The sequence below is a fragment of the Haladaptatus sp. T7 genome (assembly GCF_026008575.1).
GTDB lineage: Archaea > Halobacteriota > Halobacteria > Halobacteriales > Haladaptataceae > Haladaptatus > Haladaptatus paucihalophilus.
Genome location: NZ_BROP01000001.1, coordinates 144,178 through 169,812, shown reverse-complemented (window position 1 = coordinate 169,812; position 25,635 = coordinate 144,178). Strand labels below are relative to the sequence as shown.

General features: G+C 64.4%; 30 protein-coding genes. 16 read left to right on the top strand and 14 right to left on the bottom strand.

The window, feature by feature from the left end:
• The first annotated feature begins 44 nt into the window (after positions 1-44).
• The 4 genes from OPC11_RS00990 (at position 45) to OPC11_RS00975 (ending at position 2,723) form a co-directional block, all read left to right on the top strand.
• Positions 45-1,115, top strand: coding sequence for a hemolysin family protein (locus OPC11_RS00990; protein WP_264780746.1), 1,071 nt, complete (start codon positions 45-47; stop codon positions 1,113-1,115).
• 58 nt (positions 1,116-1,173) lie between these two features.
• Positions 1,174-2,019, top strand: coding sequence for a shikimate kinase (locus OPC11_RS00985; RefSeq protein WP_264780745.1), 846 nt, complete (start codon positions 1,174-1,176; stop codon positions 2,017-2,019).
• Positions 2,016-2,282 carry a chorismate mutase gene (locus tag OPC11_RS00980; protein WP_007980310.1) on the top strand — a complete coding sequence of 89 codons (267 nt, stop codon included), beginning with the start codon at positions 2,016-2,018 and terminating at the stop codon, positions 2,280-2,282. Before OPC11_RS00985 ends, OPC11_RS00980 begins: the two co-directional genes overlap by 4 nt.
• A gap of 81 nt (positions 2,283-2,363) precedes the next feature.
• Positions 2,364-2,723, top strand: a complete 360-nt coding sequence (locus OPC11_RS00975; RefSeq protein WP_264780744.1) for a hypothetical protein — start codon at positions 2,364-2,366, stop codon at positions 2,721-2,723.
• Between the two features lie 325 nt (positions 2,724-3,048).
• Here OPC11_RS00975 and OPC11_RS00970 read toward each other — a convergent pair whose 3' ends face one another.
• From OPC11_RS00970 to OPC11_RS00955, 4 genes are all read right to left on the bottom strand, one after another.
• Positions 3,049-3,672 (bottom strand): GNAT family N-acetyltransferase, encoded by a 624-nt coding sequence (locus OPC11_RS00970; protein ID WP_264780743.1) that lies wholly within the window; start codon positions 3,670-3,672, stop codon positions 3,049-3,051.
• 71 nt (positions 3,673-3,743) lie between these two features.
• Positions 3,744-4,199, bottom strand: a complete 456-nt coding sequence (locus tag OPC11_RS00965; protein WP_264780742.1) for a low molecular weight phosphatase family protein — start codon at positions 4,197-4,199, stop codon at positions 3,744-3,746.
• Positions 4,196-5,029 (bottom strand): arsenite methyltransferase, encoded by an 834-nt coding sequence (locus tag OPC11_RS00960; RefSeq protein WP_264780741.1) that lies wholly within the window; start codon positions 5,027-5,029, stop codon positions 4,196-4,198. Before OPC11_RS00960 ends, OPC11_RS00965 begins: the two co-directional genes overlap by 4 nt.
• Positions 5,026-5,424 (bottom strand): metalloregulator ArsR/SmtB family transcription factor, encoded by a 399-nt coding sequence (locus OPC11_RS00955; protein WP_007980301.1) that lies wholly within the window; start codon positions 5,422-5,424, stop codon positions 5,026-5,028. Before OPC11_RS00955 ends, OPC11_RS00960 begins: the two co-directional genes overlap by 4 nt.
• Positions 5,425-5,566: 142 nt before the next feature.
• Between OPC11_RS00955 and OPC11_RS00950 the strand changes: the two genes are divergently transcribed.
• Positions 5,567-6,199: a LysE family transporter gene (locus OPC11_RS00950; protein WP_306421004.1), complete on the top strand. Its 633-nt coding sequence runs from the start codon at positions 5,567-5,569 to the stop codon at positions 6,197-6,199.
• A gap of 159 nt (positions 6,200-6,358) precedes the next feature.
• Here the strand turns inward: OPC11_RS00950 and OPC11_RS00945 are convergent, their stop codons facing one another.
• Positions 6,359-7,039, bottom strand: a complete 681-nt coding sequence (locus tag OPC11_RS00945; RefSeq protein ID WP_007980296.1) for a carbonic anhydrase — start codon at positions 7,037-7,039, stop codon at positions 6,359-6,361.
• 190 nt (positions 7,040-7,229) lie between these two features.
• On the opposite strand from OPC11_RS00945, the gene OPC11_RS00940 reads away from it, so the two are divergent.
• On the top strand, positions 7,230-8,258 hold the full coding sequence (locus OPC11_RS00940; RefSeq protein ID WP_007980294.1) for a bifunctional biotin--[acetyl-CoA-carboxylase] synthetase/biotin operon repressor: 1,029 nt from the start codon (positions 7,230-7,232) through the stop codon (positions 8,256-8,258).
• Positions 8,259-8,296: 38 nt separating this feature from the next.
• On the opposite strand, the gene OPC11_RS00935 is transcribed toward OPC11_RS00940, so the two are convergent.
• From OPC11_RS00935 to OPC11_RS00925, 3 genes are all read right to left on the bottom strand, one after another.
• The gene (locus OPC11_RS00935; RefSeq protein ID WP_264780740.1) at positions 8,297-8,782 is read right to left on the bottom strand and encodes a universal stress protein; all 486 of its coding nucleotides are present in this window, start codon (positions 8,780-8,782) and stop codon (positions 8,297-8,299) included.
• Positions 8,783-9,043: 261 nt separating this feature from the next.
• Positions 9,044-10,057, bottom strand: coding sequence for an amidohydrolase family protein (locus OPC11_RS00930; protein ID WP_264780739.1), 1,014 nt, complete (start codon positions 10,055-10,057; stop codon positions 9,044-9,046).
• 69 nt (positions 10,058-10,126) lie between these two features.
• Positions 10,127-11,371 (bottom strand): HD domain-containing protein, encoded by a 1,245-nt coding sequence (locus OPC11_RS00925; protein WP_264780738.1) that lies wholly within the window; start codon positions 11,369-11,371, stop codon positions 10,127-10,129.
• Positions 11,372-11,447: 76 nt separating this feature from the next.
• Here OPC11_RS00925 and cofD point away from each other — a divergent pair, with 76 nt between their 5' ends.
• From cofD to OPC11_RS00895, 6 genes are all read left to right on the top strand, one after another.
• Positions 11,448-12,440 carry a 2-phospho-L-lactate transferase gene (cofD, locus tag OPC11_RS00920; RefSeq protein ID WP_264780737.1) on the top strand — a complete coding sequence of 331 codons (993 nt, stop codon included), beginning with the start codon at positions 11,448-11,450 and terminating at the stop codon, positions 12,438-12,440.
• Positions 12,440-13,183, top strand: coding sequence for a tRNA-dihydrouridine synthase (locus tag OPC11_RS00915; RefSeq protein WP_264780736.1), 744 nt, complete (start codon positions 12,440-12,442; stop codon positions 13,181-13,183). The genes cofD and OPC11_RS00915 overlap by 1 nt, the downstream gene beginning before the upstream one ends.
• Complete coding sequence (locus tag OPC11_RS00910) at positions 13,180-14,016, top strand: triphosphoribosyl-dephospho-CoA synthase (protein WP_264780735.1); 837 nt, start codon at positions 13,180-13,182, stop codon at positions 14,014-14,016. Before OPC11_RS00915 ends, OPC11_RS00910 begins: the two co-directional genes overlap by 4 nt.
• Positions 14,013-14,588 (top strand): DUF447 domain-containing protein, encoded by a 576-nt coding sequence (locus OPC11_RS00905; RefSeq protein ID WP_007980277.1) that lies wholly within the window; start codon positions 14,013-14,015, stop codon positions 14,586-14,588. Before OPC11_RS00910 ends, OPC11_RS00905 begins: the two co-directional genes overlap by 4 nt.
• 94 nt (positions 14,589-14,682) lie before the next feature.
• Positions 14,683-15,405, top strand: coding sequence for a protein sorting system archaetidylserine synthase (locus OPC11_RS00900; protein WP_264780734.1), 723 nt, complete (start codon positions 14,683-14,685; stop codon positions 15,403-15,405).
• 57 nt (positions 15,406-15,462) lie between these two features.
• Positions 15,463-16,713 carry a HEAT repeat domain-containing protein gene (locus OPC11_RS00895; RefSeq protein ID WP_264780733.1) on the top strand — a complete coding sequence of 417 codons (1,251 nt, stop codon included), beginning with the start codon at positions 15,463-15,465 and terminating at the stop codon, positions 16,711-16,713.
• A 228-nt stretch (positions 16,714-16,941) separates the two neighbouring features.
• On the opposite strand, the gene OPC11_RS00890 is transcribed toward OPC11_RS00895, so the two are convergent.
• Positions 16,942-17,187 carry a hypothetical protein gene (locus OPC11_RS00890; RefSeq protein ID WP_073096504.1) on the bottom strand — a complete coding sequence of 82 codons (246 nt, stop codon included), beginning with the start codon at positions 17,185-17,187 and terminating at the stop codon, positions 16,942-16,944.
• A 76-nt stretch (positions 17,188-17,263) separates the two neighbouring features.
• Between OPC11_RS00890 and OPC11_RS00885 the strand changes: the two genes are divergently transcribed.
• Complete coding sequence (locus OPC11_RS00885; protein ID WP_264780732.1) at positions 17,264-18,925, top strand: phospholipase D-like domain-containing protein; 1,662 nt, start codon at positions 17,264-17,266, stop codon at positions 18,923-18,925.
• Between the two features lie 13 nt (positions 18,926-18,938).
• On the opposite strand, the gene OPC11_RS00880 is transcribed toward OPC11_RS00885, so the two are convergent.
• A complete protein-coding gene (locus tag OPC11_RS00880) occupies positions 18,939-20,849 on the bottom strand; it encodes an OB-fold nucleic acid binding domain-containing protein (RefSeq protein WP_018128712.1) in 1,911 nt (636 codons plus the stop codon).
• 153 nt (positions 20,850-21,002) lie between these two features.
• Here OPC11_RS00880 and OPC11_RS00875 point away from each other — a divergent pair, with 153 nt between their 5' ends.
• The 3 genes from OPC11_RS00875 to OPC11_RS00865 all read left to right on the top strand — a co-directional run bounded on the left by OPC11_RS00875 (position 21,003) and on the right by OPC11_RS00865 (position 22,554).
• Positions 21,003-21,491, top strand: a complete 489-nt coding sequence (locus tag OPC11_RS00875; protein WP_007980262.1) for a Mov34/MPN/PAD-1 family protein — start codon at positions 21,003-21,005, stop codon at positions 21,489-21,491.
• Complete coding sequence (locus OPC11_RS00870) at positions 21,488-21,913, top strand: adenylyltransferase/cytidyltransferase family protein (RefSeq protein WP_007980260.1); 426 nt, start codon at positions 21,488-21,490, stop codon at positions 21,911-21,913. Before OPC11_RS00875 ends, OPC11_RS00870 begins: the two co-directional genes overlap by 4 nt.
• Before the next feature lie 206 nt (positions 21,914-22,119).
• Positions 22,120-22,554 (top strand): plastocyanin/azurin family copper-binding protein, encoded by a 435-nt coding sequence (locus OPC11_RS00865; protein ID WP_007980258.1) that lies wholly within the window; start codon positions 22,120-22,122, stop codon positions 22,552-22,554.
• Between the two features lie 58 nt (positions 22,555-22,612).
• Here the strand turns inward: OPC11_RS00865 and OPC11_RS00860 are convergent, their stop codons facing one another.
• From OPC11_RS00860 to OPC11_RS00845, 4 genes are read right to left on the bottom strand one after another with little or no spacing between them, the layout of a single operon-like run.
• On the bottom strand, positions 22,613-23,248 hold the full coding sequence (locus tag OPC11_RS00860; protein WP_007980256.1) for a 30S ribosomal protein S3ae: 636 nt from the start codon (positions 23,246-23,248) through the stop codon (positions 22,613-22,615).
• Complete coding sequence (locus OPC11_RS00855; protein ID WP_007980254.1) at positions 23,241-23,480, bottom strand: KEOPS complex subunit Pcc1; 240 nt, start codon at positions 23,478-23,480, stop codon at positions 23,241-23,243. The genes OPC11_RS00860 and OPC11_RS00855 overlap by 8 nt, the downstream gene beginning before the upstream one ends.
• On the bottom strand, positions 23,477-24,640 hold the full coding sequence (locus tag OPC11_RS00850) for an exonuclease RecJ (protein ID WP_264780731.1): 1,164 nt from the start codon (positions 24,638-24,640) through the stop codon (positions 23,477-23,479). Before OPC11_RS00850 ends, OPC11_RS00855 begins: the two co-directional genes overlap by 4 nt.
• The gene (locus tag OPC11_RS00845; protein WP_069450223.1) at positions 24,641-25,105 is read right to left on the bottom strand and encodes a 30S ribosomal protein S15; all 465 of its coding nucleotides are present in this window, start codon (positions 25,103-25,105) and stop codon (positions 24,641-24,643) included.
• Between the last annotated feature and the right edge of the window lie 530 nt (positions 25,106-25,635).

Sequence of the window (25,635 nt, the reverse complement as noted above, 5' to 3'; positions counted from 1 at the left end):
ACGAGCCAGTAGTATCAAATGAGTGGAACCGCTACGCACGGACGATGAACACCGTGGTGATAGCTGCGCGGTTGGCCGCCGGACTACTGTTGATACTGGCGAACGGGTACTTCGTCGCCATCGAGTTCGCGCTGACCCGCGTCCGCCAGTACTCCGAATCGGAGTTCGACTCGCCCGACTTGCGGAGGGCGTGGGAGATGACGGAGAACCTCGAAATCTACCTCACGAGCTGTCAGGTCGGTATCACCGCGTCCAGCATCGCGGTCGGTATCGTCGCCGAACCGGCGCTGGCCGCCATCTTCGAGCCGATATTCGCGGGGACCTGGTTGGCGTCGGTCGGCGCGGGGGCGCTCCTCGGATTCCTCATCATCAACCTCGTCCACCTGACCCACGGGGAACAGACGCCGACGTACCTCGGCGTCGAGCGCACGAAGTTCGTCTGTCGGTACGGCGCGACCCCGCTGTACTGGTTCCATCGGGGCATCGCTCCGATAATCACGCTCGGCGACGGGGTGGCGAAGTGGACGCTGCGTCTGTTCGGCGTCGAAATCACCGGCGCGTGGAAGGACGCGGAAGCGGACGCCATCGAAACCCGCGCCGACCTCCACCAGGAACTCGGCTCCGTCCTCGAACGAGGCGACCTCGCGGACGAGCGCCATCGGGAGGTCCTGAACGCGCTCGCAATCGGCGAGATACCGGTTCGAGACGTCATGATTCCGCGCGAGGACATCGTCTCCCTCTCGACGTCCGCGTCCCTCGACGAGAACGTCGAACGCGCCAAGAACAATCCGCACACGCGGTTTCCGCTGGTCGGCGAGTCGCTCTCCGAGTACCACGGGAACGTCTACATGCCCGCGCTGTACGGCGCGGACGACGCGCTCCGGTCGGGAGAGACGACCATCGAGGAGGTGGCACACCCGCCGACGACCGTCGCGGCGGACGCATCCATCAGCGACGTGGTGGACCAGTTCCAGGCCGAAAATCAGGAACTCGCGCTGGTGATGGAGGACGGAGAAGTCGTCGGCCTCATCACTGCAACCGACGCGTTGGAGGAGATCGTCGGCGAACTCGGCGACCCGACGGACGAACCGACCGAACCGTCCGCGGCCGCGTGACGGCATCACGTATTGCGTCTACCGCCATCCTCAAGACGGATACCTGCGAAGGCCGACCATGCACGGTCGCGCGAAAGCACCCGCCGCCGGGACGATACTCAACGCACTGGCGACCGGTGTCGGGTCGGCGTTCGCCATCGACATCTCGACGACCGCGGAGGTCGAACTGGACGATTCCGGCGAGATACGGGGCGAAATCGCCGACGCTCCCGACGCGGACGCTCGACTCATCGAACGCTGTGCGGAACTCGCTCTCGACATCGAAGACGAGGAGTTCGGCGCGACGGTCCGCACCGAGAGCGACGTGCCGATGGCCTCCGGCCTGAAGAGTTCGAGCGCCGCCGCGAACGCGACGGTGCTGGCGACGCTTTCGGCGCTCGATATCGAGATGCGGCGGGAAGACGCCTGCCGAATCGGCGTGCAGGCGGCCCGCGACGTGGGCGTGACGGTCACCGGCGCGTTCGACGACGCCAGCGCGAGCATGCTCGGCGGCGTCACCGTCACCGACAACTCGACGGACGAACTGCTCACCCGCGACGAGGTGGACTGGGACGTGCTGGTGTGGACGCCGCCGGAGCGGTCGTTCTCCGCCGACGCGGACGTCTCCCGGTGTCGGCAGGTCGCACCGATGGCCGAACTGGTGGCCGAACTCGCGCTCGACGGCGACTACGGCCGGGCGATGACCGTCAACGGCTTCGCCTTCTGCGGTGCGCTCGGGTTTTCGGCCGACCCCATGGTGGAAGCTCTGCCGGACGTGGCGGGCGTTTCGCTGTCGGGAACCGGCCCGAGTTTCGTCGCCGTCGGCGGGCGAGAGGTTTTAGAGGACGTACGGAAAAGCTGGCAGTCATTGGAGGGCACGACATGGCTAACGACGACGCAAACAGACGGAACCCGAACGATATGACGCTCGACGAACTGCGCGACGAAATCGAATCCATCGACCGCGAACTGGTGGAACTCATCGCCCGACGGACCTACGTCGCGGACACGGTGGCGGAGGTGAAGTCGGCCCAAGACATCCCGACGACGGACGAGTCACAGGAACAACGCGTGATGGACCGGGCGGGCGAGAACGCCGAGAAGTTCGAGGTGGACTCGAATTTGGTGAAGGCGATTTTCCGGTTGCTCATCGAACTGAACAAGGTGGAGCAACGCGAGAATCGGTAGCGACTGACACAACGCACAGTTTGAAAATCGTCACGAAGAGCTATTACTGATTGCGTGCATCTGTGTCATGGACGAAAGTGAATGGCCACAAAACAAAGCCGCAAAGTGCTGTTTCCCGGCAGTTGGTGGGTTCCGATTTTGTCGATACCCATTTCGTTCCTCCTTTGGCTGTCGGTTACTTTCCTGAACACCGCCTTCGCACAGCATGTCGGACTACAGGTTTCAGGATATCTGAGTGAGACGGCATCAGTGCTAACCGTCGTGAATTACGCACTCTCCCTGTTCGCCCCGTTCGCACTCTACTACGACCGAACGTATGTGAGCGAGAAGTCGAAATGGACGCCAACCCTCCTCTACTTGTTCATCTTTGTTCCGCTGTTGAACGTACTGATTGCGACCTTCTATCTGGCCCGCCGACACCGGTTCGTTGGAACTCCGTAGTTCGTTCCACCCTGAAAATAGAGGCAATCCACACAGAATCTATCACATCTGTTGAGAATCTGACCAAGGTGGAGCAAAGAGAAAATCGATAATCGCGGTGGGAATTCTAGCGAAACATCGGCGGCGGGGGCGTACTCTTCGACGGGTTCTTTCTCCTGAAAGTCGGCATCGAATGGGCTCGCTTCCGCGCCGAACACGCCGCCGACCCCGGCGGACTCGCGGCGTGGTTGGCACCGCAAAAGTCAGGCTCGACGTCGGAGAACTGAGGGGAACGACCGCTCTCGCGTGAAGACGCCGTATCGAACGGCGAGCGACCTCGTGAGACTTACCGAACGACCCGAATCGTCGCCAGTTCTTCGTCCGCAACGTTCTCGCGCCACTGCGCTTGCGAGATGGTGTACGCGCGTAAGTCCCGCGGGCCGCCGGAATCGCCCGGCGGAAGCCAATTTCGGAGGATGCCGTCGTACTGCCCGCCGTAGGCATCGACGTACTTCTCGATGGCGCGTTTCGACCGCTCGTTTTCGGGTTCGTGTCCGACGCTCACGAGTTCGAGGTCGAGCAGTTCGAAGGCGACGTACAGCATCGCTCCCGCCCGCTCTGCGGAGTAGCCGCGTCCCCAGAAGGGTTCTCGAATCCAGATTCCGAACGACGTCTTGCGTTTGTCCCATTCGAGCCACAGCTCGGCGACGCCGACGAATTCGTCGTCCGCGTTCGACCGCATGGCGTAGGTCGCCCGTTCGCCGGACTCCCACGCGTCCCTGACTTCGGTCAGTTCGTCCATCGTTTCCTTCGGCGTCGCGTGCGGCGTCTCCCCGAGCGGGCGCATTACGGCATCCATCTCGCCGGAGCGGTGATACTCGTAGAGGTCGAGGACGTCGACCGACTCGTGTAGCGGCACGTACCGAAGCCGTTCACTTTCGATGGTCGCCGGGAACAAAGTAGGAGACATAGGCGTGGATACTGCGGATTCTCCGACGGGGGCTAAAAGTGACGCGGTGCTCTTCGGCGAAATCGAACCCGTTAGACACCTCGTTCAGTGGCGTTCTCGGCGAGTGCGTCGAACAGTTCCGAGACCCTCCGCTCGATGTCATCCCGTATTCCCCGCACCGCCTCGATTTCCCGTCCGTGCGGGTCGTCGAGCGCCCAGTCGCGGGCGTCTCCCCGCCACGTCATCGGACAGACGTTCTCCGCGGAACAGCCCATCGTGATAACGATGTCCGCGTCCATCGTCTCGTCGTGCGTGATTTTTCGCGGAGTCCGGTCTCCGAGGTCGAACCCGTTCTCGGCCATCGTTTCGACGACGACACCGTGGACGTGATTCGCGGGGTCGGTTCCACCGGTGACGATGCGTACCCGGTCTTCGAGTCCCCGCCGGTCACGCTCTCGCTCGGCGAAAGCGGTCGCCATCTGACTCCGCCCCGCGTTCTGTACGCAGACGAACGCGACCGTGACGGTGCCGTCATTTTGCTCCGTCATTCGCTCTCACCCTGTCGAGGCTTCCGGCCCGTTATCGCCGCGGAGACGATGTATTCGCCGAGGTCGAGGCTGTCGTCCCATTCGCGGATGAACTCCTCGCTGTCCTCTTTCGGCGTTATCTCGACATCGACGAAACCGGCCTCGGTTAGCATCGCTCGCAGTTCGTCGATTGTCGAGGAGCCACCGACGCAGGCGGCCACGGATTCGGGATCCGTTCGAACCGCATCCGGGATGGGAGCGGTCATCACGACGTCCGAGACGGCCACCCGTCCGTCCGGGCGGAGCGCCCGAAACGCCTCGCGGAAGACCTGCGGCTTGTTCGGCGAGAGGTTGATGACGCAGTTCGAGATGATGACGTCGACCGTCTCGTCGGAGACGGGGAGGTGTTCGATTTCGCCGAGGCGGAACTCGACGTTCGTCGCGTCGTTCTTCACGACGTTCTCCCGAGCCTTCTCGACCATCTCGGGAGTCATGTCGACGCCGATAACCCGCCCGGACTCGCCGACCTCCCGTGCGGCGAGGAAGCAGTCGAATCCCGCACCGGACCCGAGATCGAGCACCGTGTCGCCCGTTTCGAGCGACGCGATGGCGTTCGGATTTCCGCACCCGAGTCCCAAGTCCGCGCCGTCCGCTACCGAGTTCACTTCGTCATCGTCGTAACCGAGTTGCTCCGAACTCTGCGTGGCCGATTCGTCACAGCAACCGTCTCCGTCGGCGCAACCGTCCGCCTCCGTGGCGATTCGGGCGTACCGGTTGCGAACGGCGCGTCGCTGTTCCGCGGCATCGAGATTCCTGTGCTCCTCGTCGGTCGTGTCCGTATTTTCGCTCATTCGTTTTCACCTCGTGTCGCGTCGAGCGCCGCAACGACCCGTTCCGCCCGCGCCGTCGTCCGATAATACCGCCACGTCCCTTCTTTTCGGCGGGACAGCAACCCGGCGTCGGTGAGGTCGGACAGCGCGTGGCTGACGGCGCTCTCGCTCACGTCGAACGACGGGGTTATCTCACAGACGCAGAGTTCGTCCTCCGCGGCGGCAAGCAATCGTGTGATTCGGTACCGAGTCTCGTTCCCGAGGGTTTTCAACGCGTCCAAATCGGTCGCGTAGTCGTCCGGAATCCCCCCCGTGAAGGATTCGAGTTCGTCGAGTCGCGCTTCGACGTCGGCGTCACAGCATCCGTCGGTCTCGTCCGCGATGAATCGCCGGAGTCTGGTCGTGTCCTGGGTCACGTTTGAGTAATTGAACAACCATTCATATTAGCATTCCGAACACCACCTTGGTTGTTCATCGTTAACAAGAACCACGAATGCGGAAGGCATTTAGATGCGAACGACCTCTCGGTGGTAGAGGTGATGCGTATTAACGACGACAATCGCCATTCTGATTCAGGGTATCGTTCTCGGCGTCTCGATTGCGGCACCGGTCGGGCCAATCGGCGTCCTGTGCATCCAGCGAACGCTTTCTAAGGGACGGCTCTCGGGCTTCGTCAGCGGACTCGGAGCGGCGTCCGCGGACGCCGTGTACGGCACCATCGCCGGATTCGGAATCACGATACTGTCCTCGACGCTGCTCGCCCACCGGACGAGCATCCGTCTCGGCGGCGGGGTCCTCCTCCTGTACCTCGGCGTACAGTCGCTCCGCGCCGAACCAGCGGAAACCGCACCCACCGCAATTACCGGACCCACCGCGTCCACACCGGACGTACCCGGGCTCGTGCGAGACTACGGTTCGACGTTTCTCTTGACGATAACCAACCCCGTGACCATTCTCGCCTTCGTCGGCATCTTCACCGGGTTGGGCGTCGGAGTGTCGGGGAACGATACGGACGCCGCCGCGCTGGTCGGCGGCGTCTTCCTCGGGTCGGCGCTCTGGTGGTTCGCGTTGAGTTCCGCCGTGGGGCACTTCCGGACGCGATTCGGACGGTCAACCATGCGCCGGGTGAACCGACTCGCGGGCGTGATTATCGTCGGGTTCGGACTGCTCGCGCTGTGGGGCGGGTTGTAGTCCCGCCGTCGTGGTCACGCTCCCTCCGAATCGTTGCTCCACTGTTCCGAGAGGAGTTCGAAGAATACCTGCAGATCGGCGACGAATCGAACGGAGTAAGGCTGTTGTCTCGGAAGGCATCGGTGGGGAGGGCGGTTCGAAAGTGTCGCGGTCGCGTCCTCAGTACTGCCAGAGCCGCTCGATTCGTCCGCCTATCTCCTCGTGGTCGTCTCGCAACGTTTCGACGGCGGTTTCGCCGTTCGCGTTGATGACGTGGACTTCTCCTCTCTCCCCGGAGTAGACATCCTGGAAGTCGTAGACGACGCCGATGACGTCCACGTCGTCCGGGATGTCGTCGCTGTCCAGGAGGAATTCGACCTGTCTATCGACGTTGTACTCGACGAGGCGGTTGATGGCACCCGCCCGGTCCACGTCGTCCGGGAGCGCTTCGACGCCCGCTTCGAGGCGGGGTTTCAACAGGTCGAGGCAGTGTTCGATACCCGCGGGTTCGGACACGCCGTCCGTCAAAGCGTCGTACGTCGCCGTGACGGCTCCACAGCCCGTGTGTCCCACGACGACGACGGTTTTCGTCCCCGTGTGCTCGACCGGGTAGAGCACGTCGCCGGAGACGACTTCACCGTCGTCCGTGCGCTGGACGACGCGGTTTCCGATGTTGCCGCACGTGAAGACGTCGCCGGGTTCCTCGTTCCCCCAGATGTGGTCCTGCAGGACGCGCGAGTCCGAGCAACAGACGGTGACGACGCCCGGTCGTTGGGAGTCCTGTACGTCGTCAAATCGGGTCCGGAACGCCGCGGCGTGGTCCGCGTTTCGCTGCAACATCTCGACGAACCTGGAGTGCATGGTTGTATGCACTCTCTACTTCGAATTTATCCCTTGGGTTTCCAGCCGATTTGCGTCGGAACGCGGTCGAAATCGGCCGGAGCGTGGTTGCTGTCGGAACCGGACAGAATTCGGGACGGATGGAACCGGCGGTGACGGACGCCGCGACCAAACGGGACGATTCTTGTCGAACGGGTTCCTATCGGACGACATGAACGAGACACGGCGGGCCGTCTTGGACGCGCTCGCGGACGGTCCGGTTTCCGGACCGGAACTCGCGGACAGCCTCGACATTTCGCGGAACGCGATTTGGAAACACGTCGAGGCGCTTCGCACCGCCGGGTTCGAAATCGAGAGCACGAGCGATGGCTACCTCCTCGATGACGTCCCCGAGTTCGGTCCATCGGTCGAGTACGGACTCGACGCACCCTTTTCCGTCGAATATCACGACTCCATCGGGAGCACGAACGACAGAGCGCGGGAACTGGCCGAGGAGGGTGCCGAGGATGTCGTCGTACTGGCGGACGAGCAGGTCGGCGGACGGGGGCGTCTCGAACGAACGTGGGTCGGTCCGTCCGGCGGCGTCTGGTTGAGCCTCGTGCTTCGCCCGAACATCCCGCCAGCGCACGCGCCGCTCCTGACGCTCGCCGCCGCCGTCGCGGTGGCGCGAGCGGCGCGGGAGGCCGGCGTCCCGGCGGAAATAAAGTGGCCGAACGACGTCCTCGTGAGCGAGGAACGAGCGAACGAGGGCCAGTCGGACCGGAGTTCTGATGACGTCCTCGTGAGTGAAACGAGCGAGGGCCAGTCGGAGCAAGGCACCGCTGCCGGAGCGAGAGGTGGAGAAAAACTCTGTGGCATCCTCACCGAGATGGAAGGAGAGGCGAATCGCGTCTCGTGGGTCATCGTCGGCACCGGAATCAACGTCAACATCCCGGCCGACGACCTCCCGGAGGGCGCGACGAGCGTGCAGGAAGTCGTCGGGAGCGTGAACCGACGGGTGTTCGTCCAACGGGTGCTAGAGGAGTTCGACGCGCTCCGAACGGACGTGGATGCCGTCCTTCCGGCGTGGCGAGAACTGTCGGCGACGCTGGGCCAGCGGGTACGGGTCGAAACGACGAACGGAGACGTGGTTGGAACAGCGGTCGATATCGTCACGCCGGGCGCGCTGGTCGTCGAGACCGACGATGGAGACGTCCGCGTTCACGCGGGCGATTGCGACCACCTTCGCCCGGCGAACTGACGTCCGACGAAGGTACCGGAGGTTGGAACCGACGGCGTTCAGCTACTACCGTGTGCTTTGCCGGTCGTCGGGACGTCCGGTTCGTCGTCCTCGCCGCCGACGCGGACCGTGAGGACGGGGACCGTCGAAGCGCGGACGACGCGCTCGGCCACGCTGCCGAGCAGGAGGCGGTCGATGCCGCCGCGTCCGTGCGTTCCCATTACGATGAGGTCGAAACCGTCCAGTTCGGCGTAGCGGACGATTTCCTTGTTCGGCGGCCCTTCGAGCAAGTGGGTCGTCAGCGAAACGTCGTACTCCTCCGCGACGCGGCGGGCGTCTTCGAGCGCCGATTTTCCCTCCTCTTCGAGCATGTCGGAGACGCCCTCCCACGACGACTCCATGGGGAGGCTGGCGAACGTCGAGGAGTTGATGACGTATATCGCGTGCAGTTCCGCGCCGTGCGCCTCGGCCAGTTCGGCGGCGTGTGCGATGACGCACGTCGTCTCCTCCGAACCATCGGTCGGGACGAGAATTCGGTCGTACATGGGAGTGTTACCGAATGGCACGGTGTGGGTTGTCTTAACTCATTTGGTGAGGACTTCCTTCGAAACGAAACGGCATCGGTCGCGGGAGGTACATTCCCGAAGTCCGGTGCGACAACGGCGGTGGGAGGACGACGGCGAGGCGGTAAGGCGATGAGATGGCGAGGCGGTAAGGCGGTAAGGCGATGAGATGGCAAGACGGCAAAGCGGTAAGACGGCGAGGTGGCGACAGCGGTAATGTGACAGAACCGATGGAATGCCGACCTACAGCACCACGTCGGTTACGTCGCTTGCACCCGCCCGACGGACCACCGAACGAACCACGTCGCGGTTTCCGGCGAGGTTGTCCGAGTCGCCGTCGAGGACGAGCAGTTTCGCGTCGCGTCCGGGTTCGATGACACCGCGGTTCAGCCCCGCGATGCGCGCCCCGTTTCGCGTCGCCATCCGAAGTACTTCGCGGGGCGAGACGTCAGTCAACTTCGCCGTGAACTCCATCTCGCGGAACATCGACGGACTGTTCAACATCACGTTGTCCGTCCCGAGCGCGACCGTCGTCCGTTCGAGAAGGTCCCGAATCGGGGGCATACCGACCCCAGTCACGAGGTTCGAGCGCGGACAGACCGCGATGGGAATCTCGCTGTCTTCGATTCGGTCGAGGTGAATCGGCTCGGGGTGGACGACGTGAACGAGGAAATCCGGCGAGAGGTCGAGCGCCGGGTTGATGTCGCTCGGGTCGGCCTCGCCCGCGTGGATTCCGAACGTCTTTCCCGCCCGTTTCGTCGCCGTCCGTTCACGGCCGAAGTCGGCGTCGTTGGCACCGCTCGCGCCGAAGCCGTCCGCCGCTTCCATCGCATCGACCGTCTCCCGGCCGAGGATGAACGGGTCGATGTCCAAGCTCTCGGCGGCCTCGCGCAGGGCGAAGACGCCCTCGACGCCGCCCTCGCGGAATTCGAGAAACGAGGCGGTCCCCGTCGATTGCATGAACTCCAACGACCGTCGCATCGCTTCGACCTTCTTCGCACGCGACGTCTTCCGAAGAAGTCGGTGTTTGAGTCCGTCCGGCGGCGCGACGAGTTCTTCCAACGACAGCCCCGCACCGGCCTCCTTGGCGATGGAGTCTCCGATGTGAGTGTGTGCGTTGACGAACGCCGGACAGACGATGTTCGACGACGAAACGGACTCCTCTTCGATTGCGGTTATCGTACCATCCTCGACGACGACGCGACCTTCCACGGGGTCGAAGTTCGGCCCGGACAGGATGGTGCCCTCCACGAACATAGATGGCGGTTATCAGTTGTCGGACTTAAACGCCTCGTCCCGTCCAAATCCGTCGGTTTCGGCGTTCGGTCACTCCTTGTCCCCTTCGTCCGCCTCGAAATCGGTCAACGTCGTCCGGACGCCGGTCCGGATGTCGCTGACGAGCGCGCCGTCGGTCTCCAACCCGAGGACGCGTTCGGCCGCGTGTCCGACCGCCTCCGTCGTCTCCGCCGGAGTGTACACGCCGAGTCGCCACTGGTCGCGTTGGACCTGCTGGAGCGCCCGCACCAGCGTCGATTGCTTGGCGAGCGGCCGAATCTCGCCGTTGACGACGACCCGCGACGACGATTCGGTCATCTTCGGTCGGCTCGGAACGTCGAGCGTGACGTGTTCCGAATCGACGCCCGCGTCCGCCGCGATGTCGTCTTCGTACTCCCGAATGGTCTCGTGGTCCGCGTCGATGATGTCGTCCGAGACGTCCACCATCTCCGCCCAGACGGCGCGTTTGTAGAGGTCGCGGTCCGACAACCGTCGGGCGAGTTCGGCGGTTTCCGGGTTCGTTCGGAGCGCGACCAGCAGGTCGTGGTCGTCCATTCGTCGCAACTGCTCGGCGTCGATATCGGGCGCGTCGAGGAGTCGCTCGCTCGCCTGCTGGAGCATCGACTTGCTGATTCGCGTGACGTGGTGGTTGTACACCGTCGGATTCATCAGGGCACGGGCGACGAGCAGGCTCTCTGCCGTCTGGACGTTCCCCTCCGCGAGGACGAGTTTCCCATCGAAGAACGTCAGTTCGTGTGTCAGTCGCTCGTGGTCGATGGTGCCGTAGGGAACGCCGGTGTGGTGGGCGTCGCGGACGAGATAGTCCATCCGATCCACGTCGAGTTCGCCGGAGACGACCTGTCCGAGTTCCCCCTCGCCCGCGATGAGTCCGGCGATGGTGTTCGGGTCCAAGTCGTGGTCGCGGAGGATGTCGCCGACTTCAGTGTCCGCGAGGAGGTCGTGAACGTCGTCGTGGTATTTGCCCGTCCGGCGGTGGATGAGTTCCTCGATGGTGTGGCTGTACGGCGAATGGCCGATATCGTGGAGGAGGGCGGCCGCCCGGACGCGTTCTGCCTGCACGCCTTCGATACCGAGATTGGTGAGGGCTTCGCGGGCTAGATGGTACACGCCGAGGCTGTGCTCGAATCGGGTGTGATTTGCGGAGGGGTAGACGAGACGGGCCGTTCCGAGTTGCGTGATGTGTCGCAATCGCTGGACTGCGTGCGTATCGAGGAGGTCGTTCGCGACGCCGACGACCTCGATGTGGTCGTGAACGCTGTCCTTGATAGTCTTCATTACGTGAACGTTGGCCCGTCATGGTATAAAAACCGAAGGACGAGGCTTTATGCCCTCTCTCGAAGGACTCCGAAACATGGTCACGTTTCTCTCAGGGGGGACGGGCACCCCCAAACTGTTGGAGGGGTCCGAGTCGGTCGTTTCGCGCGCCGAGACGACCGTCGTCGGCAACACGGGGGATGACGTCGAACTCGGCGGCCTCCTCGTCTGTCCCGACATCGACACGGTGTTGTTCCAGCAAGGGGACGTCCTCGACCGCGAACTGTGGTGGGGAATCGCCGACGACACGACGGCGACGCACGACGAACTCCATCGCCTCGCTGAGTCGGCAGGACTCGACGGAGGACCGCGGTACCTCTCGGACGACCGGCAGACGAGCGGACGGGACATCTCTCGTTGGCGGCGGTTCTCGGGCGTCGCGGAGTTCATGCTCCTCGGCGACCGCGACCGGGCGGTGCACGTTACACGGACGGGGTTGCTGGACGAAGGGAAGACGCTCACCGAGACGACGCGGATTCTGGCCGACGCCTTCGATTCGCCGACGGACGTCGTTCCGATGAGCGACGACCCCGTTGCGAGCATCATCCACACGCCCGACGGGGAGATGCACTTTCAGGAGTTCTGGGTCGCACGCGGCGGCGAACCGGCGGTCACGGACGTCGAGTTCCGCGGCGCGAGCGAGGCCCGACCGTCGCCCGCCGCCCTCGACGCGCTGACGGACGAACCGGTCGTCATCGGCCCGTCGAATCCGGTGACGAGCATCGGACCGATGCTCGCCATCGACGCCATCCGCGACGCGCTCGAATCGACCACCGTGGTCGCGGTGTCGCCGTTCGTCGAGGACCGCGCCTTCTCCGGACCCGCGGCGAAACTGATGGAGGCGGTCGGCTACCAACCGAGCACGGCGGGCGTGGCGGAGGCGTACCCGTTCGTCGATGCCTTCGTCCTGGACGACGAGGACGGAACGACGCTCGACCGCCCGACGGTTCGAACGGACACGAAGATGGACGACGCGGCGGACGCGGCGCGCGTCGCCCGCACTGTGAGCGACGCGCTGGAGGTGGCCTGATGTTCGAGCCACGGGTCGCGCTCGCCAGCCTCAGTGGAGAGTCAGATGCGGACTGGGCGCGCACCGCGTCGGAACACGTCGGCGCGGCGTTCCTGGGCGGCATCGCGCTGGACGACGAAACGCGGAAAGCGGCGAGGCAGTTGGTGTCGCGCAACCGAAACGAGTTCCTGCCGGACGACCCCGTTTCGTTCGTGGACGAGCAACTCGCCGCGCTCGCGGACGTGCCGATTCGCCCCGGCGTCAACGTCCGCTCCGCCACCCTTCCGCCGATTCGCGCCGTCGGGGACGTGTGCGAACGTCACGGCGCGATACTGGAACTCAACGCCCACTGCCGACAGGAAGAGATGTGCGCGGTGGGTGCCGGACAATCACTTCTCCGAGACGCGAACCGCCTCTACCAACAGGTTCGCGCGGCGGCCGAAACGGGGGCCACGGTGAGCGTCAAGGTTCGAACCGAAGTTCCCGGCGTGAACCTTCCACGGGTCACACGGCGGGCCGCGGACGCGGGTGCGGATATCGTCCACATCGACGCGATGGATTCGAAGCGCGTCGTGGCGGACGTCGCGGACGCCACCGATTGTTTCCTCGTGGCGAACAACGGCGTCCGCGACGGGAAAACGGTCGCCGAGTACCTCGATTACGGTGCGGACGCGGTGAGTGTCGGGCGACCGAGCGACAATCCCGAGGTGCTGTCGCGGGTCCGTCGCGCGACCGACGAGTGGTTCGCGGAGGTGGCGGTATGACGCCCGCGGAACACGCCCAACTGGCACTGTTGCTGGAGGTCGCCGGGACGCCGAAACCCGGAAACGTGGACCGGGACCGTGACTTTCCCGACTTGCGCTTCGAGCACTTCCTCGCCGGGGCCATCGGGTCCGGCGAGGGACTCAGGGCCGCCGAGGAAGGAAAACCGGTCGGCGAGGCGTTCGAGCAGGCCGTCGAGGGCATGAGCCACCAAGAGGGTGGCAACACCCAGTTCGGCGCGTTGCTGTTGTTGGTTCCGCTGGTGCAAGCCGACGAGTTGTCGCCCGAGGGGGTAACGGACGTCGTGGAGACGACGACGGTCGAGGACGCCGAGGGGTTCTATCGCGCGTTCGAACACGTCGATGTGGCCGTCTCGGACCCGCCGGAGGGAATGGACGAGTTCGACGTTCGCCGCGGAAGCGACGCGATTCCGGCCCTCAGAGAGGCCGACACGACGCTTTACGACGTGATGGAACTGAGCGCCGACAAGGACGGCATCGCCCGCGAATGGACGAACGGGTTCCCGCGCACGTTCCAAGCGAGCGAACGAATCGCCGAACTGGACGGCGGCATCTCCGCCCGCGCGGCGCAGGTGTACCTCGAATTCCTCGCCCACGAACCGGACACCTTCGTGGCGAAACGCCACGGGAAGAAGGTCGCCGAGAGCGTCCTCGTCCGGGCCCAGGAAGCGCTTCAGGAGGCGCGCGAGGGGAACTCGGAACTCGTCACGGCGTTCGCCGACTCGTTGGTCGAGGAGGGAATCAACCCCGGCACGACCGCCGACATCGTGGCCGGAGGCCTGTTCGTCGCGTTGGAACGGGGCGTCTCGCCGTGAGCGACGCAGACTGGCCGGTCGAACTGCGCGGCGTGACCGAATCCGTCGTCACGACGCTCGGACCGAACGGGTTGTGGAACGCGGCCGCGCTCGGCCTCCACGCGGGTGCCTCCGCTCCCGTAACCGCCCGGACGTGGGGCAACACCCGGACGCGGCGGAACTTTCACCGGCAGGGCGGCGGCGTCGTCCAGTTCACCCGCGACCCCGTGGATTTCGCGGAGGCCGCGCTCTCGATTCGGGAGGACGAAGAGCCGGTCCTCGATTCCGCGGACGCGTGGGTCGAAGTCGAGGCCGAACAGATTGGAGCGGGGGAAACCGACGGCACGCGCTGGGAGGAGTGGGAACTGACGCCGGTCGAGTCGAGGGTTCGAGAGCGGCGGGTGCCGCTGACGGACCGCGGTTTCGCGGCGGTCGTGGAGGCGACGGTAGCGGCGTCCCGGCTGGGGGTGGACGGGTTCGACGACGCGGACCTCCGCTCTCGGTTGGACTACTTCGAGGAGGTTGCGCGGACGTGCGGTGGCGAGCGCGAGCGAGCCGCGTTCGACCGGATTCGGGAATTCGTCGAGTGGTGAGCCGCGTTCGTCGGTGATTTCGACCCCTCCGTCCGCCGATGGGTCGGGGGGATTTCAAAAGAGGTATCACCCACGCTCGCACTACCCGCCGAGTATGAAACCCCGGTTCGTGGGTCGGCTTTCGCTCGCCGACGCGGTGACAGTATCGAACGCCGCGCTCGGCTTTCTGGCGGTTTCGGTCGCCACCGCGAACCCGAGGCTGGCCGCGCGCCTCGTCCTGCTCGCCGCCGTCGCGGACGGACTCGACGGGGTGCTCGCCCGCCACGTCGGCAGTTCCGCGGCCGGGCCGTATCTCGATTCGCTGGCCGACGTGGCCTCGTTCTCGGTCGCACCGGCGATGCTGGTCGTCGCCGTCGTGCGCCAGACGTGGGGCCACGACCCGCTTCGCGTGGCGATTGCGACGCTCGGCGGGGCGCTGTTCGTCGCCATGGCCATCGTCAGGCTCGGGTTGTACACCGCCTACGACACCGACGACGACGTGACCGAGGGGATTCCGACGACGCTCGCGTCCGTCATCCTCGCCGCGGGCGTCCTCGCGGGCTTCACCGACCCCATCGTGGTCGTCGCGCTCACGTTCGTCCTCGCGGGACTGATGGTCTCGACGATAACCTATCCCGACCTGTTGGCCCGCGACGCGCTCATCATGGGCGTCGTCCACTCGCTCGCCATCCTCGTGCCGGGTTTTAAGGGACGGGCGTTTCCGTACGCCCTGTTGACGCTCGCGCTGGCCTACCTCGTCCTCGGGCCGGGATTCTACTGGCGCGAGACGGAGGGGAAGACCCCCTCGGCGAAGACGACAGAAGGGAAACGCTCTTGACGGCTACGGTCCGAATTTTTCGCATATGAGAGCAACGGCACAGCCGGGGGTGGACGCATGAGCGACGAAGACGCCGAGGAGACGCAGGACTCCGAGGCCGAAGAGACGGAACTCGTCAGTGCGGAGACCGTAGAGGAGCAACTCGAAAGCGCGGAAGCCGAACTCGAAGACGCCGAAACGGAGGCCGAACTCGACGTCGTAGAAGCGCAACTCGACAAAATCGAGGGACTGCTCGAAAGCGCTGACCTCCCCGAACCGGACGAGGACGACGAGGACGCGGAGGACCCGCGCGAGGAACTGGAAACGCGCCTCTCGGACCTCCGCGACGAACTCGAAGACCAGCGCGGGCCGTACGCGGAAGACGTCATCAGCGACGTGGAAGACGCGGCGGCGACCATCACGGACACCCGCTGGACCGACGACGGGAGTGAAGAACTCGTCACCGTCGTCGAATCCTTCGCCGAGACGGTACAGGACGCGCTCGGGACGAATTTCAGCGTGACGCTCTCGCGCAACGCGGACGACCTCGCCGAAATCCTCGGAACCGCGGCGACCGCCATCGGCGACGCGGACCTCGACCCGGACGAGGACGCGGACACTCTCGAAACGCTCGTCGAAGCGACCGAGGAACTGCAGTCGGGCGTCGACGACGCCGAAGAGTGGAGCGACCTGTCCACCCGCGAGCAACTCGAAGCCGAAGGGTACTACGACGTGCTCGACCACCGCAAGGATTACCCGCCTGAGTGGGGCGCACTCAAGGTCTGGGAGAAGCGCAACCGAGCCGACATGGTGCTCCTCGCGCTCGATTCCCTTCAGTCGAACTTCATGGAACGTCACTGCCTCGAAGCGCTCGAACGGATGGGCAATGAGGACGCCGTGGAACCCATGCTCCAGCGCGCCCAGCGGCGCGACAAGGACGCCATCCGTATCCTCGGCAAGACCGGCAGCGAGGACGCCATCGACACCATCATCGATTACGTCGACGCCGACCCCGGCATGGCAAAGACGGTCATCAAGGCGCTCGGCGAAATCGGAAGCGACGAAGTGACCCAAGAGGTCGCGGACCAACTCGTCGCCGACGATGCGGACGTTCGAAGCTACGCCGCACGCGCACTCGGTCGCATCGGCGACACGCGCGCCATCGAGCCACTCGCGGACACGCTCGAAAACGACGACTCCGACTCCGTTCGAGCGAGCGCCGCGTGGGCGTTGAACCAAATCGGCACCGAAAGCGCGCTCGACGCGGTGCGCGACTACTCCGACGACCGCGCGTACATCGTCCAGAGCGAAGCGGAAAAGGCGCTGTAATCGGCCAGTAAGCACTCCTTACCGCTGTATAATCGGTCAATAACGAAGTCCCCCGAATCCGTTTTTTCTCGCCGAGAGGTTCATGGCGACCGAATCTTCCCGTCTCGGTATGTGTCCGAACTGCGGAAACAGTATCACCAGTGGCTATCTTCTCATCGAGTACGACACCGAGGATGGGTCAGAACGGTTCGCCGAATGTCCGTCCTGCGAGGATATCGTTCACCCTGCTCACTGAGCGAGGAACGTCGCAAAGAATTCGAGCGCGAACGCGAGGGCGAGACAGAACGCACCGACGCGACCGATCCACGTGTACTGTCTGACTTCCATCGGCGAGATGTCGAGGGTGTAGTCGTTGTAATCAGGGTCATACTCGATGTAGTTCGGTACCTGAAAGAACTCGAAGAAGACGAGAACTGCACCGAGAGCACCCAACGCATATCCCGCCAGTTCGAGTATAATCGGAACGTCGACCATACAGAGTGGGCGAAGGTAGCGGACAAAAATCCACCGCTCCGAGCGTTTATATTGGAAGACGAAACCACTTCGCTCCGTGTCCGCCAAAGTCGCGTTCGCGCTCCTCTTGGTGCTCGCCGTCTCCCCGGCATCGGCGTCCGGGATAGGGTCGGGACCGGGGACAACTCCCCCCACGGTATCGACCCCTGTCTCGGCCTCCGCATCATCCTCGACGAACCGCACGCCGAGAATCGTCGCCGTGTACCCGAATCCGGTGGCGATGGACGATGCGGGGGAGTTCGTCCTCGTAGCCTTCCAGAACCGAACGAACCTCTCGGAGTGGGCGATTTCGGACGGCGAAGCGACCGCCGACCTCCCGGACCGAACCGTCTCGGGGCGTATCGCGTTCTCCACGGCACCGAACCGTACCCAATCGCTCACCTCGTTTCGAACCCTCCCGCTCTCAAACCTCTCGCTCGCGAATTCGGGTGAAACGATCACGTTGTGGCGAAACGAGACTGTTCCCCAGCGCGTGGACGTGGTCAGCTACGCCGATGCCCCGGACGGGGAGTGCTGGCGACCGAAGACGAAGAAGTGGCGTCCCTTGGGCGCGACGAACCTATCAATCGCTCGCGCCGACGCCACGAGCGTCCGCGCGTTCGTGCTCCCGGACGACCCGGAGGTCCCCGCGCACGTCCTCCGGAATGCGAGTCATCGAATCCTATTGGCCGGATACTCGTTCACCTCCCGTCGCATCGCGGACGTCCTCATCGCGGCGGCCGACCGGGGCGTGGACGTTCACGTCGTCGTCGATGACGCGCCGGTCGGCGGTCTATCGACGCGGGAGGCGACCGTCCTCGACGACCTCGCCGCTCACGGCGTCACCGTCGAAGTCATCGGCGGAAAACTGGGGCGGTACGACTTCCATCACGCGAAGTACGCCGTCGCGGACGACGAGGCCGTCGTATTGACCGAGAACTGGAAACCGGCGGGGGTCGGCGGCCACGCCAGTCGCGGCTGGGGCGTCGTCGTCGGCCGCGACGCCGCGACCGACCTCCGGGAGGTGTTCGTCGCCGACACGTCGTGGAACGACACGGTTTCGTGGTCGAAGTTCAGGGCCGGGCGGTCCTTCACCCCCGCCTCGCCCGCGAACGGAAGCTACCCGACGCGGTTTCGTCCGAAGCGCGTCCCCGTCGATTCCGTGAGCGTTCTCGTCGCGCCCGACAACGCCGAATCGGGCGTCCTCTCGCTCCTTCGGTCGGCGAACGAGTCAATTTGCGTCCAGCAGATGACGGCAGGCGGCATCGGCCAACCGTTCGTCCGCGCGACGCTCGCCGCCGCCCGCCGCGGCGTCGAAGTCAAAATCCTCCTCAGCAGCGCGTGGTACGTCCGCGACGACAATCGGCGGGTCGCCGACTGGTTGAACGAACGGGCGGACGACGAGGGACTTCCCCTCCACGTGAAACTCGCCGACCCGGACGGCTACGAGAAAATTCATGCCAAGGGCGTCGTCGTGGACGGACGACACGTCGTCGTCGGCAGCCTGAACTGGAACAACCATTCTGCCCGCGAGAACCGGGAAGTCGCCGTCGTCCTCCACGGGGACGCGGCCGGTGCGTACTACGGACGCGTGTTCACGGCCGACTGGGGAGATGGCGAAAAGACGTTCCCGGTCGGTCTCGCCGCGTTCGTCGTAGTCGGCGTCGCTGGCGCGGTATGGATCGCAAAACGGGAGGTTCGATTCGAGTCAGAACGCTAAGCCAGCGGGGAGTTCAGTCGTCTTGCTGGTGTCCGACCGTCGTGCTCTGCAGGTCCTCGTCGAGTTCCGCGTCGGCCATCTTTTCGACGAGCGCGTCGAGCACCTGCTCGCGCATGCCCTTGACGAACTTGATACTCCCGACGACGAGGTGGCCGCCGCCGCTGACGCCGCCGCCGACGACCTCCTCGTTGAGTTCCGTGACCATCTCGGGGATGTCGAGGCGCACGCCGTCGCTTCGGAGGACGGCGAAGTCCGGGCCGTAGCCGATGGTGATGACGGGTTCGCCCGTCTCCTTGACCTTGCGGTCGTGGATTTCACCGGTCGTCTTTCCTGGCGGCGGGTAGGTGAACCGGTAAGCGTGATTTTCGACGTCAACGCGGTAGAGATGCGCCTCGCTCGCCAATCGTTCGTGTTTGACGTGGGGCATCGCGGCGTCGAGTTGCTGTTCGGTGTCCTCCTCGGCGCGGTTGGAGAGGAACGAAACGAGTTCGCGGTGGCGTTCCTCGTCGTCACAACCGACGTTGAGCACGTCGTTGATGAGGTTCCGTCCGGGGTCGTACTTCAGCCAGAACGCGCCGTAATCGAGCGCTTCACCCATGTCCGAGAGGAACTCCTCGTCGTAGCCTTCCGACTCGGCGAGTTCGACGTACTCCGTCATCGCGTCGGCCTTGGAGCGGTCGGAGATTCCCGCGACCGCGGGAACGTGGCGGAGCTCGTCCGTGATGTCGGGCCATATCATCCGCGCGAGTTCGACGCACATCATCCCCGTCGTGATGCGGTAATCCTCGTCGTAGAGATACGGGTTGACGTGGCCGTCGATATAGGGGTCCACCGCCTCGGGGTCGGGGTGGTGGTGGTCGACCACGAGAATCGGGATGTCGTAGTGTGCGAGGTTGGCGTACGCGGGGACGTCCTCCTCCGTGCTTCCGTTGTCGAGCATGAGCAGAAGGGGGAGCTTCTGGCCGTGTCGGGCCTGATCTTCGAGCGCGAAGTTTAGGTCGCGGGTCACGTCCTCCATCTCGTAGAACGGTGCCTTGCTCGGCAGGCGCTTGAACAGGTGGCGCTTGGCCTCGGGCGCTTGATGGGTCTCCTCGATGAAGCGGCGCAGAGCGAGTTCGACCGGGAGGCTCGCGCACATACCGTCACCGTCGGCGTGGTGCCGAACGCGAATCGGTCGGCTTTCGAGCACCGTGCGACGGAGCTGTTTTGCGATTTCTTCGAGGTCGGGGAACAGCTGTTCGAGCGCGGGCCACTCGATGAGCGGCTCCACGTCGTGGGGTTCCGCTCGCTCGTCGAGCGCCGTCTCGATTCGGTCGCGAACGACGTCCTCTTCCTCGCCTTCCAGCGCGGTGAGGGACGCGACTTCGACCTGCAGCGCACCGTCGCGTTCTTCGACGACGCCGACGAGGTGTACGAGGTCCTCGATATCGATTTCGGGATGTGCACGGACGCCCGCCTCCTCGAACGCGGCACAGGGGACGACACCCGTGTGGTCGCTGACGTGGAAGATGGTCGGGCCGCCCGTCTGTTTTATCTGGACGACTTCGCCTTCGAGGTGGACGGTGTCACCGACCTGCTCGCCGAGGCTGCCGGTTTCGGCGACCTCGTACTCGTGGGCGACGGCGACGGTTTCGGGGTCGTCGATATCGACCGGCGTGAAACTCAGGTCGCCGTTATCGCGTACTTCGACGAGTTCGACGACGAGTTCGTCGCCGACGTCGTACGAGGTAGAGAGATTCGATTCGTGAACGAGACCGGAAACCGAGTCGGAGAGGTCGACGAACACGCCGTAGTCGACGACACCGTTGACGACAGCGTGATACAGCTCGCCCTCAGACGCATCGGAGAGAGTACAGTCCGCCGCGAGTTCGTACACGACGGGAGTATCCGGTCCACCATCGGGACCGTCTTCAGCGGGATTCATCTTGTGCGTTCTTTCGGCCGCACTATTTTTAACGCTTTGCAACTGCTCCGCCCGCGAACCGATTCCACCACAGTCGTTCACGACGATTCGCCCCGCCAGAGACGACCCGCTCCCTTCGCAACGTTTAGAACGCGGGCGGACGGAGTGTAGCACATGCGGCTGTTCCGGTCGAACGAAATTCTCGGTATCGCGGAGGGCGCACTGACGTTCGCGCTCGAAGCCTCCCGCGATGCCCATCCGAACGAGTACATGGGCTATCTCCGTGGCGAGGAGGCGAGGAAACTCGGCCTCGACCGCGACGGCCTCGTCATCACCGACGTACTCGTCATGCCCGGCACCGAGTCGAACAGCGTCAGCGCGACGGTGAAGACGAGCACCATCCCCAACGACATCCGGGCGGTCGGGTCGGTGCACTCGCACCCGAACGGCGTCCTCAGGCCGAGCGATACGGATTTGGGGACGTTCCAGAAGGGAGCGGTCCACATCATCATCGGCGCGCCCTACGAGCGAAACAGCTGGCAGGCGTTCGACCGACACGGAGAGCCACAGCGACTCGACGTGCTCGACGTGGAACTGCCCGAGGCGGAATCGTTCTTCGACTTCACGCAGGCGGACATCGACGAGGAGCTGAGAGATAAGTGACACACGTACTCGCACAGGGAACCTTCGACATCCTTCACCCCGGCCACGTCCACTACCTCCGCGACGCCGCGGGGATGGGCGACCGACTGTCGGTCATCATCGCGCGTCGGGAGAACGTAACGCACAAGGAACCACCGATTCTGTCGAATCGCCAACGCCGGGACATGATAGAAGCGCTCGGCGTCGTGGACGACGCGCTCGTCGGCCACCCCGAGGACATCTTTTCCCCCATCGAAGACCTCGACCCGGACATCATCGTGTTGGGCTACGACCAGCACCACGACGACGCGGCCATCGAGGCCGAACTCGACCGACGCGGAATCGAGTGCGTCGTTCGGCGCGCTTCGCCGCTGGACCCCGACGACGACGAACTGCTCTCGACCGGTCGAATCATCGACCGAATCTGCGAGGAGCGCTGCTGAATTCGGACCCGACCGTCTGGTACTGATTGGTACTAATCGGCACTGATTAGCACTGATTAACACTGATTGGTACCGTTCGATGGAGATCAGCTTCGTTCCGTGCGATGTTGGTCGATACTGGTCGATGCTGGTCGGTATCGTTCGTGGTGTGCCCCGCTGAATCACGTTTCGAGAGACATATACGACGGGAAATCAGAGCGTAAAGCATGAACCGCCGAGCGTTTTTGGCCGGAGTCGTCGGCGCGACATCCGCCACCTTGGCAGGGTGTTCGAGCGTGATGAACATGGGGTCCGGGTCCGGTTCGGATGGCGACTTCGACATCGGGATGAGCGCGATGGCGTTCCACCCGGAGACGTTCGAGGTGGAAGCCGGAACGACCGTCGTCTGGAAAAACACGGGAATGCGACGCCACACCGTCACCGCCTACGAGGACGGCATCCCGGAGGACGCCGAGTACTTCGCCTCCGGCGGCTACGACGACGAGCAGACCGCCCGCGATGCGTGGATGGACGGCAAAGGTGCGGTAGACCAAGGGACGACGTTCGAGCACACGTTCACGGTACCCGGAAACTACGCCTACTTCTGCATTCCGCACGAGAAAGCGGGCATGTCCGGGACCATCGTCGTCAAAGAGAAGTGACCGCGAAGTAACTGCCGTCGGTTTTTGCTCGATTAAAAAACGAAACGCGAAGCGTCGCTTAGACTTCGGCTTCTTCTTCGTCCACGTCCACGGAGGTCTCCTCTTCCTCGGCGACCTCTTCGGGGTGGGCTTCCAGCGTCGCTTTCTGGATTTCGACGCGGCGAAGCGGGTAAATCGTCTTCGCGTCGCCGTAAATCGCGCTGGAGAGGCGACCCTCGACGACGCTGTCGATGAGGTCCTGGAAGGTGTGGTCCTTCGCGGCGTCCTGCACGATGTCGATCATCGTGCGACGGATGGCCATCTCCTGACTGTGGTCCGCCTTCTTCGTCGTGAAGGCGACGGGCTGAATCTGGACGCGGTAGTCGTCCGAGGTCAGCACCGTGACGTACGCCTCTACCTTCGAGGCGCCGCGTCGAACGAGACTGCGGAGGTAGTCGCGGGTGAGTTCGTGGCGGACGAACTCCGTGTACGCCGCATCGCTACCAACGTCGTTGATCTTGAAGACCAACTTCGTGTTGTTTTCGCTGGCGTTGTTCGTCAGTTCGCCGAGCGTTGTTTCGATGGTGCGACCGAGCACCTTCTCCGGTTCGTCTGCGGGGGTCGTTCCAAGCTCCTCTCGGTCGAACTGCTCGGGAGCGAGAACGGTGTACCACCGCTTTTCCTGTGATTTCTTCGAGACTGATCGTTCACTCATAGTTCGTGTTTGTGTGTTGGTTTGCCGTCTGTACTACCTGTGTTGCCACCGAGAGGTTCACGACGTAATCGTCGATGGTCGTCTGGAGTCCGCCGGTCGTCTCGCGTTCGATGTGCGTCACAATCGTGCCGTCCTCGACGCTCGTATCGATTTCGGGCGTGTTGTCGGGCACGACTGCCGCCGCGATGCGTTCTGCGTCCTCCAGCTCCGTTCGAATCGTCGCTCGTCTCATAGCGCCTCCCGGAACGCCGAAAGGAACTCCTTCGCGTCCGCGTCGAACCGCGCGTATCCCCGCTGTCTGTTTCCGGTTCCGTGGCCGTCGAGCCGCGACCCGGCCCGCCGCATGGCGTCCCCGAGGTCGGTGCCGTCCGAATCAGCGTCCTCCCTCCGGTCGCCGACGGCGACCGCGGCGGCCTCGTCGTCGGTGACGACCAGCGCGACCGGTTCCGGCGACCTGAAATCGCCGAGGAGTCGCGCCGCCGTCGCAACGGGTGCGTCGTCCATCCGGGCGACGAACAGGCCGTCGTATCGACCCGTCGTCGCCTCGCGGAGCACCGCGTGGGCCGCCGTCGCGTGCGTCCGCCACGCGTCGAGCGCGGGCGCACGTGCGTCGTGACCCAGTGCGAGCGCGATGCCGGTGCCGGGTTGTTCCCGAGACACCGCGTCGAGCACGTCGGCGTAGCCGCCGAGCGTCGCAAACGGGTGGTCGTCACCGAGTTCGTACGGACGAAGCGCCCGTTCGACGGTTTCGCCCGCTCGCGGCGTCGCGTCCGCCGGTCCGGCGACCGAGAACGCGACGAGCGAGGCGACGTGTCGATGGGCGTCGTCGTCCAGTTCGACCGGCAGGCCGAGTTCCGCGAGTTCGGCCTGCACCGCCTCCGCGTCGCCGGAGAATCCGGCGTGAAAGAGGGTCGAATGGGCCAGTCCGTCCGCGAGGTCGTCCGTCGGCGTCGAAACGCCGGGGCGTCGCGTCAGTCGGCCGTCCGCCGCATCGAGCAGTCGCGCGGTATCGCCCGCACCCGGCGAGAATCCCGCCGCCACGGTACCGGCAAGGGCCAGCACCGGGTCGGGGGTTCCGCCGAGTTCGGCCGCGATATCGAACGCGAGGGCGCTCGTCGGGCGTGTGGCGAGTACCACGTCGCCGCCCGTCGCGCCGACCGCCACGACGCACTCGTCGTCACGGGACTCGACTCGTCGGGTGGGCAAGGTGGTAGCACTCACTTGAAACGGAATCCCGACTGTCGTGCAGGCGCGGGCGAGGAGGCCGCTCGATGCGAGCGCGTCGCCGTCCGCGTGCGCGACGATCCGAACGAAGTCGGCGTCGCGGAGCGTCGCGGCGATGTCGCTCGCGGTTCGGGCGTCCTCGGCTGCGGTTCGACCGGACGTGGACATCTATTCGAGGAGTTCTTTCGCGTTGTCGTAGGAGTACGTGAAGTCCTCGTCGATCTTGTCGCCGCGGTAGTAGTTGACCAGGCGGCGAACCTTCGACTCGGTGTTCTGCAGCGCGCGTTTGTTCTGCTTGTCCTGACCGTTCTCGTCGACGTGCTCACGGAGGCGCACGGCGCGAACCATCAGGTTCTCGAGGTCTTCCGGCAGCTCGTTCGCCGCGTCGTTTTCTTCGAGAATTTCGGTCACTTTCTTGCCCGTTGCAAGCTTCACGTTCGGGACCGGCGTGCCGGTCACCCCCTCGTCGCGGAGCTTCTGCCCGATTTCGCTCGGGCTGTAGCCGTCCTCCGCGAGTTCGACGACGCGGTCTTCCACGTCGTCAGCATCTACATCGCTCCACTCCGGTGGTTCGTCGGTCACGGGGCGGTCCGAACCGGACGACCCGCGACGTCGTGTGTGCATTCGTGCCATTGTTTGAGGATAGGAACTGCACGAGCCGCTGTGCTGGCGGTGGGTTCCGCCAGTCGTGACATGAGTCACGTTGCACGTCCGCAATCCCAGAGCCGTGAAATCTCACGACGAGTCGGATTTGCGGCTGTGCCGTTCCCTACAGACGCGTTCCGTTCTCGCGGGTTAAAGGGTTTCCATTCGAACCCGGTTTCGGCGGAGCGTGCCGGGACGACGACAGGGCCGAAGTCCTCGAACGCCCTCGCTACGCTCGCTACAACACGATGCCGGTTTTAATACCGTTGAAGGTACGCGAGTACTGACCAGCCGCGCGGCGCGTGCGCCAGCAGGCCCGAGGCCATCACGGCCGAGGGCCTGCTGATTATCACGCGAGGGATGAGCATCGGAGGCCGGAGGCCGAGAAGCGCAATCGGTTGGGGAGGGCGTGGCCGTTGCGGTGCTGTGCGGTTGCGGTATTTGGGTGGACTGAAAGGGGCCGCCCGGTCGCGTTCATCGTGGTCTGCTCGGCGGCCACTATCGCGGACCGAGCGGTG